This is a genomic window from Kitasatospora sp. NPDC056076 (assembly GCF_042266305.1).
Classification (GTDB): Bacteria; Actinomycetota; Actinomycetes; order Streptomycetales; family Streptomycetaceae; genus Kitasatospora.
In genome coordinates, this window is record NZ_JBHJWG010000091.1 from 1 (window position 1) to 9759 (window position 9759).

Here is a 9759-nt window from a genome sequence, read left to right on the forward strand (position 1 = left end):
TCGCCGGGTCGAGCGTGCTGGTGGTGGCGTTCGTCGCGCTCAACCTGCTGGCCCAGTACTTCGGGAAGCTCCGCGCCACCGGCGGCCTCGACCACTACGCGACGCTGCCCGTCCCGGCCGCCTCGGTGGTGCTCGGCGCGGCCGCCGCGTACGCCTCGTTCACGCTGCCCGGCACGCTCGTCACGGCGGGCATCGGCGCGGTGATGTTCGGGCTGCCGCTCGGACAGCTGTGGGTGCTGCTCGCCGTGGTACCGCTCGCCGGGGCCGCACTGTCCGGGCTGGGCGCGGCCTGCGGGCTGCTGGCGCCGCGGCAGGAGATCGCGACGATGCTGGGGCAGCTCGGCATGTCGGCGGCGCTGCTGCTCGGCGTGCTGCCGGTCGACCACCTGCCGCAGCCGGTGCTGTGGCTGCGCGACCTGCTGCCGTCGACGTACGGGGTGGAGGCGTTCGCGCGGACCTTCGCGCCGGACCCGGACTGGGGGATGGTGCTCGCCGACCTCGGGGTCTGCGCGGGGGTGGGCGTGGTGTCGCTGGCCCTGGCCACCTGGGCGTACCGGCGGGCCGTCGCGCGGTAGGGCCCGCCTTCCGGATCTTGCCGGGTGGGTGGTGCGGTGGGCGGTGCGGCCGTTCGGACGGACGTCGTGAAACGATGGGACCCGTGACCGTACCGAACACACCTCCGGAACCCGCCCGCGCCGACGTGCCGGCCGAGCCGGGAGCCGTACCCGACCCGTTCGCACCGCCGCCGGCCTCCGACCAGGAGCCGCCCGCCGGCCTGCCCGCCGTACCGCCCGCGGGCGTGCACCGGGTGCCGGACGAGCTGCGGATCGGCGCCGGGGTGGTGCTGGTGTGCCTGCTGGCCGGACTGGCGATGGCCGGGCTGTGGGCCTGGCTGGCGCCCAAGGTGCCGCTGGTCGTGGACGGCGACCGGATCCTCTACGTGGACCCCGAGGGCGAGCAGCGGGCCGGTGCCGACGCGGTGTTCGTGCTGATCGGGCTGGGCGCCGGCATCCTCACCGCGCTCGGGGCCTTCCTGGTGACCCGCAAGCGCGGCGGCGGGATCGCCGTCGCGCTGGGGCTGGCGATCGGCGGACTGCTCGGCTCGTACGGGGCCTGGAAGCTCGGCCGCTGGCTCGGGCCGAGCGACAACCTGATCGGCGAGGCCCGGCGGGTCGGCAACGGCGGGCACTTCGACGCGAGCATCGACCTGGGGGCGCTGGGCGCGCTGCTGGTGTGGCCGATGGCGGCGATGGTGGTGCTGCTGGCGCTGTCGGCGGCGTTCGGGAAGCGGGAGGAGGACCCGCCGCCGTACTGGGGGGTGCCGGCGGGGTCGTACGGGGACCCCGCCGGGCCTCCTGCGGAGACGCCGGTGGACGCCGGGCAGGTCGCTCCGGTGGAGACGGCTCCGGTGGATGCCGCTCCGGCGCCGGAGGAGCGGCGGCAGGGCTGAGTGCTTGAGCGGGGCGGAGGGGCGACGGCCGGGTACAGGCCAGGGCCCTCCGCCCCGTGAAGAATCCCCGTACCCCCTTTGGGGGTGCGGGGATTCTGTTCGTTCAGCGGGCGATCGGGGCGGTGGCGGCGCGGGTGAGGGCGATCAGGTCGGCGGGGGCCAGTTCCACTTCGAGGCCCCGGCGGCCCGCCGACACGTAGACGGTGGGGTGGGTGAGGGCGCTGGCGTCGACCACGGTGCGCAGCGGGCGGCGCTGGCCGAGCGGGGAGATGCCGCCGAGGACGTAGCCGCTGCTGCGTTCGGCGGCGGCCGGGTCGGCCATCGCGGCGCGCTTGCCGCCGACGGCCGTGGCCAGGGCCTTGAGGTCGAGCTGGCCGGCGACCGGGACGACGCCGACGGTGAGGGTGCCGTCCACGTCGGCGACCAGGGTCTTGAAGACCCGTTCGGCGGCCACGCCCAGGGCCTCGGCGGCCTCGCCGCCGTAGGAGGCGGCGGCCGGGTCGTGCGCGTAGGCGTGGACGGTGTAGGGGACGGCGGCGGTCTCCAGGGCGACGGTCGCGGGCGTGCCCTGGCCGCCCTTCTTCGGCTTCTTGGCCATGCGCGGGTGCCTCGGGTCGGTGGGGTTTCGTCAGGGTCGGTCAGGTCAGTTGGGTCAGTTGGGGCTGAACGACTGGCGGGTGAGGTCGACCGCGGGCAGCGAGGGCAGCCAGCTGAGCACCGCGCTCTCGCGGCGCAGCAGGTCGAGCTCGGTGCGCAGCCGCTGGGCGGTGTCGGGGCAGGCGAGCAGCTGCTGCTTGACCGGGGTCTCGAACACCGAGGCGGCGGCGACCAGGTAGGAGAGCACCTGGGGGTCGTCCGGGAGCTGCTGGCGGCCGTGGGTGCTGGCCTCGCGGGCTCCGGCCAGGCGCTTCTGGTAGACCCGGAAGGCCCGCTCGACCTCGGCGGCGAGCGCGCCGGAGCCCTCGCCGGGGCGCTCCTCGACCAACTCGACCTCACCGGTCAGGTACGGGCCGCCGACGTCGACCGAGCTGATCCGGAACCGGGTGGTGCCGGTGACCAGCAGCTCGTAGCGCCCGTCGGGCTGGGGCTGGACGGAGGAGACGTCGGCGACGCAGCCGATGTGGTAGACCGCCTCCAGCGGGTCCCCGGTGGCGGTGCCCAGGCCGTCCAGCGGCCCGGCCGGGCCGTCCTCGGCGGGCCGTACCGGGGCGACCTCGCGGCCGTCCTTGATGGCGAGCACGCCGAAGCGGCGCGGCTCGTCCTCGGGCTGTTCGAGCAGATCGGCGACGAGTCGGCGGTAACGCTCCTCGAAGACGTTCAGGGGCAGCACCAGGCCCGGGTAGAGCACGGTGTTCAGCGGGAAGAGCGGCAGCCGTTCTGTCACGGCGGACAGCGTAGTTCTTCGGGGCCGGGCTTTGTCGCGCAGTAACCGCAGCCCCGCCCCGCGGACACGCACCGTGTTCACGCGGTGGCGACCAGCCCGCCCCCGCGCAAGGCCGCGCGGGCACGGGCGGCGCCGCCGGGCGTGGCTGCGGCGCCACTGCCGATCGTGAGGGTCCTGGCGCCGCCGAGGCCCGCACACGGGCGGCAGATGCCGGGGCGGGGTACCGGGTCGTGGCACTTGGCGCACTCCGCGGGTGTGGCCTGAGGTGCACGGGCGGGCGGCAGCTTGCGTTGGAGGCGGTCGCGCAGGATCGCCACCGGGGAGTGCAGCGGAGAGGGCAGGCCGGGAAGCAGGGCGTGGGCCAACTCGGCCGCCGTGCTGCCGCGTTCCAGCCACTGGGCGACGAGCGGAGCCAGTTGCTGCGCCTCGGCCTCGCCGAGGCGCAGCCGGGGCTCGGGACGGATCGCGCGGAAGAGTGCGGACACCGCCCTGCGGGTCTGCTCGTCCGCTCGCGTCAACTGGGCGGGGAGGGTGGGTACTTCTCCCGGGTCCTTTACTACAGGGCTGTCAGGGGGACCGGCCTCGGGCTCACCGGAGTCCGAGGAACGGGCACTCGGTGACGTCGGGCGCTGCGGGGTGTCGTACACGTGCACGTCGGTACGGAGCGTGCCGTCGGGCATCCGGACCGTCTCGACCCGGTAGTACCCGGCGTCCTTGAGCTCGTTGAGCGCCCTGCGGACGGCGCCGCGCCCCTGCGGGCTGCTGTCGGCCATGTGCCGCCCGTCCTCGCGCCAGCCGTCGGGGCGGGAGAGGAGGTCGGAGAGGAGCCCCCGGGCCGTGTAGCTGAGGCGACGGTCCTGGAGGAGGCCGTTCGGAAGTACGGTGAAACAGCGCGCGTGGGCGCTACGATGAATCTGCATGGGGAGTGTCAGCTCCTGGTGCCAGACCCCGGGGTGTTCCACCACCGCCGGGGTCTTCTATGTTCTGTTGATGATGCGGAACGTAGCACAATCACTACGCTGAGTGCGAAGTGTCGGGAAATTCGCCGACCACCGGCCGGAGTTGTGGTGCGCGCCCGTCGATCAGGCGGCGGCGCCGTACTGGCTGGTCAGCCGCCGAACCTCGGCGTCCTTGAAGACCTGCACCTCTTCCACAATCCCGCTCTTCTGCAACTCAGCCACAGGGACGCAGAGGTCCATGCGCTGGATGCAGACGCCGACCATGTACTCGCCCTGGTCGGTGAGGTACAGGCGGACGCCGTAGTAGCCCTCCTCGCAGTCCGTGTCGTTGTTGAACCGACACGACGCGCAGGTGTCCGGGAGCCGCACCGGCAGCAGCCGCTTGACGTAGACCGCCCTGCCGCCGAGCGCCCGGTAGAGGGTGCGTTCGTCGGAGGTGCCGGCGGTGAACGTCCGGAGCACCGGTTCGGCACCGACCCGGTCCAGGACTTCGGAGATCGCTGCGATCGATTCCGCTCCGTCCTAGATGCTGGTGAGCATCCGAACGTCCGCGAACTGGCCGTACGACTCGACCAGGTTGACGACCCGGTCCACGTGGGCCATGCCGGGAACGACGATGTTCACGGAGGCCTTCACCCCGTTGGAGACGGCGGCGCGGATGGTCTGCTCGGCAGCACGGATCTTCGCTTCGGCCAGACCCGAGGACGTGAAACGCTCGGACTGAACGGCCTGGAGTTCTTCGGCGGTGGTGCCGAAGACGGAGACGTTGACCCGGTGGAGGCCGGCTGCCGAGCAGTCCGGCATCACCTGTCGGCCGCGCTCGCCATTGCTCGTCATTCCGACGCTGAGGCCCATTCCGGTGAGCGCCGAAACCAGCGAGGGGACCTCCTTGTGGAGGGTGGGCTCGCCTCCCGTGAGGTGGACCTCGTCGGCGCCGAACGCCTTCGTCACGGTCCGCACCGCACGCCGGAAGGACATGTCCGGAGCCATCTTCGCGGCGAGGAAGCCGACCCCGTTCGTCTCGCTGTAGATCGACACGCGTCCGGTCCTGCCGGGCCCCGCGACGAAGGGCAGCAGCGTGCGGCCTCGGTTGTCTGCGGTGACCGGCGTTCCCTCGTTGTGGCAGAACGTGCAGGCCAACCCGCAGTCGTCGATCACCTTGATGCGGATGGTCCTGTCCCGGACGACCCGGATGGCCGGGTGTTTGGTCGTTGGCAAGGCATGCCTCCTGTTACTCGAAGATGAGCCGGGGGATCGCCTCGATGTCGATCCCGTAGCGGCGGTAGACCTTGGTCGTGTTCTCGCTCGTCAGCTCGGTCAGGGGAAGGCCGAGTGAGAGTGCCGTCGCGTGGACGTGTTCGGCGCTGTTTCCCTCGATCTCCAGGTACGGGGGGATCAGCGGCCACTCGTCGATTTCGATGGCCGCGCCGCCCAGTGCCCAGGAGGACCGGCGGTTCTCCTGGTACGCCTTCGGGCGGTATCCGAGCTTGCCGAGAAGCGTGTTCATGGCGTCGAAGTCGCCGACGGTCGTCTCCGTCTCGGTCACGCCGTCGATCGCGTCGGAGTGGATCTCCTTGACGCACAGCGTGACGCTGCTACCGGTGTCGCGAAGACGGACCCACGAGCCGGGCCGACCGGGGATGTCGTAGACGTAGCGGCGCTGGAAGCGGTCGGCCACGTGCTCGGCCCCTGCCTCGGCCAGCAACGCGCGGACCTTCTCCGGCTCGACGTTGAGAATCTTTGCTTCGAACTCAGTTGCGGTCATTGGCCGTTGCCTTCCTCGATGCCGTACGGGACATGCGAGCGAACGATATCGGCGATCGCGCGGGCCACCTCCTCCGGCGTGCGGTCGGTGCCGTCCACGCGAAGGAGGCCGAAGGCCTGGTAGACACGGGAGCTCTCGGCCGTGTTGGGCTCCTCCCGCTGGTGCCAGTAGCTCAGCGTCCCGCGCTCGGCCCGCCGACGGAGTCGTTCCTGGCGGACCTGCTCGTCCACCTCCAGCAGGATCGGCACATTCGGGAGGAGGGCCCCGTTCGGGTACTCCGGGGGCCACTCGTGCCCCATGGCCCTGTGCGTGGCGATGGTGCGCGGGAAGTAGGACTCGACCACCACGGTCCACCCGCTCTCCGTGAGCGTTCGGGCGGTCTCCGAGGTGATGTGGTTCGCCATCAGCCACCAGTGGAACCGCGCCGACAGGATGCCGGTGGCATCCACCTCCGCGCGCATACGGGGGAACGTCGGCAGGGTGTCGTGTGTGAGGTGGATTCCGTTGACGAAGGCGGCGACCAGCGGGGCGACGGTGCTCTTCCCGCTCGCGCTGAGACCGTCGAGGGTGACGAAGGACCCTCGGGGCGCATCCATGCGAACTCCGTTCCGTGGTCTCGGGTTGTGTGTTGCGGGACTCGCCCCGGCCGCCGGGGGCTGGGTGCTCGGGGTCACGCCGAACGCCTAGGGTGACCTGTGGCCTGGTCGTTGGCGGCGCGTAGGAGGACGGCCAGGCGCTGGCCGCCCGTGATCAACTGGTCGGCCGTGCACTCGAACCACACGGTCTTTCCCTGCCCGGCCGGGTGCCAGCCCCAGGAGTGCGCGAGGCCCTCGATCAGGAGCAGTCCACGGCCACCCGTGATGGTGTCCTCTGCGGTCTCCCGATCCGGAAGGGCCAGGCTCGAATCGGTGACCTCCACGCGCAGCCGTTCGCCGGTCCACCGCACCGAGACCCGGCACCGTGCACGGGTGTGCTCGATGGCGTTGGCCAACAACTCGTCGGCGCACAGCTCTACGTCCCGTAGAGCGGCGTCCGACATGGGCACCCGCCAGGCTTCGGCGATCTTCCGGATCAGGCGACGAGAGGGCGGCACGGCCGCCGGCTCCGGCTCGACGTCCCATTCCTGCGGCACCGGCAACGAGGCGGTGTCGGTCGGGCTCATCAACGTGGCCGAGTGGTCGTCGACGGGCATACGGCCTCCAGCCGTTGGGAGTTGCGAGGGGAGGGCCCGGCCTGACCGAGACGCGGGTTCGACGCTGCACTGACGTCGCTCGGGGGCCTTCCCGACAGCACCGGCGTAACCGGCCCATCACCCCGGGCGACTGAGAACCATCAAACGCCTGCGGCGCGGGTAGGGGCAGGGCGATCCTGTAGGCAGAAGCTAGGCAGTTCACTAGGCTGTCTGGCCCTCACCAACGGCACCGCAGAGACGGGCCTCGGATGACCAACGACGCTCTACGAAGGCTTCGTCTCGGGCGAGAGTGGACCCAAGGCGAGGTCGCGAGCCGGGCGAACGCCCGGATCAAGGCCGCGACCGACCGTGAGTCGGCGATTGACGCCAATGTGATCAGCCGATGAGAACGTGGCGTGATCCGCTGGCCCGATGCGGATGTCCGTGATGCCCTGCGCGGCGTCTTCGGCGTGGCCACGAACGCAGAGCTGGGACTGTTCCCGAAGCGGACCCGGCGGGACCGTGAGGAGGTGAGTGAGTCGAAGCGCCGTGACTTCTTGGCCGTCTCCCTGGCCTCGATCCTGCCCGACGTGGTGCCGTCCCCATCGTCCTTGGGGATGAAGGACGTTGACGATATTGCAGAGCGAACCTTCGCCCTGGAGGAGTGGGATCGGCGAAGCGGAGGTCTTGCCACTCGCCATCTGGCCTTCGGTGAACTGCGAAGCGCTGTCGATCTCACCAAGTCGTCGATGGGACCGCGTGTCCGCGACCGGCTGTGCGGCCAGATCGCCAATCTCGCCGACCTTGCAGCGTGGTCGGCGTTCGACGCGGGTCAGAGCGCGCCCGCACGCAGCACATTCGGGCTCGGCATCAAGGCGGCCCAGGAGGCCGGCGACGACGGGCTCCTGTGTCACGTTGCGACCGGCCTCGCCCGCCAGGAGATTGCCGAGCGTAAGTCCGGAGACGCTGTCGCCCTGGCCGACATGGCCATGGGCAACGTGCCCTTGTCGGCGCTCGCGATGATCGCGGCGGTCAAGGCCCAGGCGTACGCCATCCAGGGCGACGAACCCGAGGTGATGCGGCAGATCGCCCTCGCGGAGTCGATCTACAGCCGCGTGAGTGATCTCCGCAGCGAGCCGCGCTGGATGTGGTACTTCACCGAGCACAAGCTGCACGGCGAGACCGGCCACGCCCTCTACCTGCTCGCGGCGGTCAAGGGGAAGCCTGTCTCCGATCTGGTGTCCCGACTCCGCCGAGCCGTGGACTCCCAGACCTCCAACCGGGCCCGCTCGAAGGCGATCGACACCGCCCAACTGGCCACAGTGCTCTACCGTCAGGGCGCCCGGGAAGAAGCCGAGCACTACGCCCACACAGCCACCGACCTTTCCGCCGTCGTCCGCTCCGCACGACTGGACGCCGCACTGGCCGAGATGAGGAGAGCACAGGCATGACGATCGAAGACGTGATCAAGGAAGCCGCGGCTCGAGGTATCACGGGGCTCCCGGAGCCTTCCCGGCTCACCCACGTCCGGGTGTGGCCAGGCGCGTCGCAGTGGGTCGGCGAGGTCGGCGAGCCGCCCCACAACGAAACGGTGGCGGATGGCATGTTCGACACCAAGGACGAAGCTCGGGAGGCCGCATTGAAGGCCGTCACTGATGGTCGAGCCCTGCTGATCGCCCTGCTCCCGGCGGATCTCGCAGCGACGGCCGCAGAGTGGCCGGAGCCGACCGTGACCTCCTGGGAGGCCTGACAGCTGTTGGGTGGCCCGGTCTGAGAGGTGCCCAGACCGGTTCGACCATGGCCAGGGCAGAGGATCGCAACGGGGTTTCGCTGCGCGTCCGAGGACGCGGGCCCGCTGCTCTCGAACCGCACTCACGAACCCTCCGGAGCTGCCACAGTGGCGAGGAACACCGCACAGCAGGACGTCGCAGTCGCCGACCAGTCCATCCTCGCGAACAGCGCTTACGCTGACGGTCGCCATCTGGCCGCCCGCCAGTCGATCTACCGGTGGCAGCAGCCGCAGTACGACCTGCCCGGGATCGTCGTCGAAGAGCTGGCCGGTACGAGCGGGATCGTCTTCGACGTCGGCTGTGGCAACGGCAAGTTCGTGGGCCGTCTACGCAAGGACCGGCCGGACCTTCGGCTCGTCGGGATGGACATCTCATTGGGCATCCTTACGGATGTCGAGAAGCCGGTTCTGGTAGCGGACGCCCAGGCCCTGCCTTTCGTCGACGACAGCGCCGACGCCGTACTGGCACTGCACATGCTGTACCACGTCAGCGATATCGAGGCCACGATCAATGAACTGGCTCGTGTCCTCCAGCCGGGTGGCGTGCTCATCGCCTCGACCAACAGCGAAACCGACAAGCAGGAGCTGGACCAACTCTGGGCCAAGGCTGCAGGAGATGTCCTCGGGACCCCTGAGGGGCCGGCGCGGGTGTCCCTCAGCTCTCGCTTCTCGCTGGAGAAGGCCCGCGGCTACCTGCGGACAGCGTTCAAGGACATCCGGATCCGGGAACTGCCCGGCACAATCGAGATCACCGATCCCGCGCCAATCGTCGCCCATCTGGCCTCCTACGAAGCATGGGCCGACCAATGCGGCGTTCCGTTCCACGACACCGTCAGCAGGGCGGCCGAGATCGTCACTGCCACGATTGAGGCTGAGGGGTCATTCAAGATCACAGGCCTCGGTGGCATCCTGATCTGCCGCCATCTTCTCTAGATCTGCATGGGAAGTCGGTCTGGTCGACTTCCTGTGCCGGGCAAGAAGCTTGGCGCTTGTCGTTTCGGTGGCCCCGGCCATTTTGGCCGGGGCCACCGCTGATTCTGCAGAACAAATTGCTTTATCGGATTTCGCGAGCTCCAAAGAGTGTCCTTCTCGGATCTTCTCCGTATGCGGGCGGGGGCGCGGCGGCCGCCCCGTCCCCCCCCCCGCCCGTGGGGCGGGGGGGGGGGGTGGCGGTGGGGGGGGCGGGGGTCTCGTAGACAGATCTGGGTCTCCCGTCGTCTACAGCAGTGGATCTCTCTGTG

The 9759-nt window shown here is 70.3% G+C and carries 13 protein-coding genes; 5 read left to right on the forward strand and 8 right to left on the reverse strand.

Going from position 1 to position 9759, the window contains the following annotated elements:
• Positions 1-575 (forward strand): ABC transporter permease (locus tag ACFC1T_RS37560; protein ID WP_375897067.1); only part of this gene is annotated, 575 nt, incomplete at its 5' end.
• A gap of 83 nt (positions 576-658) precedes the next feature.
• The gene (locus ACFC1T_RS37565; RefSeq protein ID WP_375897070.1) at positions 659-1450 is read left to right on the forward strand and encodes a hypothetical protein; all 792 of its coding nucleotides are present in this window, start codon (positions 659-661) and stop codon (positions 1448-1450) included.
• 103 nt (positions 1451-1553) lie between these two features.
• Here ACFC1T_RS37565 and ybaK read toward each other — a convergent pair whose 3' ends face one another.
• The 8 genes from ybaK to ACFC1T_RS37605 form a co-directional block, all read right to left on the reverse strand.
• Positions 1554-2048 (reverse strand): Cys-tRNA(Pro) deacylase, encoded by a 495-nt coding sequence (ybaK, locus tag ACFC1T_RS37570; protein ID WP_375897072.1) that lies wholly within the window; start codon positions 2046-2048, stop codon positions 1554-1556.
• A gap of 54 nt (positions 2049-2102) precedes the next feature.
• Positions 2103-2834: an LON peptidase substrate-binding domain-containing protein gene (locus ACFC1T_RS37575; RefSeq protein WP_375897075.1), complete on the reverse strand. Its 732-nt coding sequence runs from the start codon at positions 2832-2834 to the stop codon at positions 2103-2105.
• Between the two features lie 77 nt (positions 2835-2911).
• Positions 2912-3754 (reverse strand): hypothetical protein, encoded by an 843-nt coding sequence (locus ACFC1T_RS37580; RefSeq protein ID WP_375897077.1) that lies wholly within the window; start codon positions 3752-3754, stop codon positions 2912-2914.
• A gap of 162 nt (positions 3755-3916) precedes the next feature.
• Positions 3917-4255, reverse strand: coding sequence for a hypothetical protein (locus ACFC1T_RS37585; protein ID WP_375897080.1), 339 nt, complete (start codon positions 4253-4255; stop codon positions 3917-3919).
• 60 nt (positions 4256-4315) lie between these two features.
• Entirely contained in the window at positions 4316-5011 is a 696-nt protein-coding gene (locus ACFC1T_RS37590; protein WP_375897083.1) for a radical SAM protein, read from the reverse strand.
• A 13-nt stretch (positions 5012-5024) separates the two neighbouring features.
• On the reverse strand, positions 5025-5558 hold the full coding sequence (locus ACFC1T_RS37595; protein ID WP_375897086.1) for a class IV adenylate cyclase: 534 nt from the start codon (positions 5556-5558) through the stop codon (positions 5025-5027).
• Positions 5555-6154 carry a hypothetical protein gene (locus tag ACFC1T_RS37600; RefSeq protein ID WP_375897088.1) on the reverse strand — a complete coding sequence of 200 codons (600 nt, stop codon included), beginning with the start codon at positions 6152-6154 and terminating at the stop codon, positions 5555-5557. Before ACFC1T_RS37600 ends, ACFC1T_RS37595 begins: the two co-directional genes overlap by 4 nt.
• A gap of 74 nt (positions 6155-6228) precedes the next feature.
• Positions 6229-6750: an ATP-binding protein gene (locus ACFC1T_RS37605; protein WP_375897091.1), complete on the reverse strand. Its 522-nt coding sequence runs from the start codon at positions 6748-6750 to the stop codon at positions 6229-6231.
• A 395-nt stretch (positions 6751-7145) separates the two neighbouring features.
• Between ACFC1T_RS37605 and ACFC1T_RS37610 the strand changes: the two genes are divergently transcribed.
• From ACFC1T_RS37610 to ACFC1T_RS37620, 3 genes are all read left to right on the forward strand, one after another.
• Entirely contained in the window at positions 7146-8180 is a 1035-nt protein-coding gene (locus ACFC1T_RS37610; RefSeq protein ID WP_375897094.1) for a hypothetical protein, read from the forward strand.
• Complete coding sequence (locus ACFC1T_RS37615; RefSeq protein WP_375897097.1) at positions 8177-8479, forward strand: hypothetical protein; 303 nt, start codon at positions 8177-8179, stop codon at positions 8477-8479. The genes ACFC1T_RS37610 and ACFC1T_RS37615 overlap by 4 nt, the downstream gene beginning before the upstream one ends.
• Positions 8480-8626: 147 nt before the next feature.
• A complete protein-coding gene (locus ACFC1T_RS37620) occupies positions 8627-9451 on the forward strand; it encodes a class I SAM-dependent methyltransferase (protein ID WP_375897099.1) in 825 nt (274 codons plus the stop codon).
• The last annotated feature ends 308 nt before the right edge of the window (positions 9452-9759 follow it).

Bases quoted from the DNA above. Each gene is read 5' to 3' on its own strand.
- ACFC1T_RS37605 (WP_375897091.1), bottom strand. From the start codon at position 6,750: ATGCCCGTCGACGACCACTCGGCCACGTTGATGAGCCCGACCGACACC.
- ACFC1T_RS37580 (WP_375897077.1), bottom strand. From the start codon at position 3,754: ATGCAGATTCATCGTAGCGCCCACGCGCGCTGTTTCACCGTACTTCCG.
- ybaK (WP_375897072.1), bottom strand. From the start codon at position 2,048: ATGGCCAAGAAGCCGAAGAAGGGCGGCCAGGGCACGCCCGCGACCGTC.
- ACFC1T_RS37600 (WP_375897088.1), bottom strand. From the start codon at position 6,154: ATGGATGCGCCCCGAGGGTCCTTCGTCACCCTCGACGGTCTCAGCGCG.
- ACFC1T_RS37615 (WP_375897097.1), top strand. From the start codon at position 8,177: ATGACGATCGAAGACGTGATCAAGGAAGCCGCGGCTCGAGGTATCACG.
- ACFC1T_RS37595 (WP_375897086.1), bottom strand. From the start codon at position 5,558: ATGACCGCAACTGAGTTCGAAGCAAAGATTCTCAACGTCGAGCCGGAG.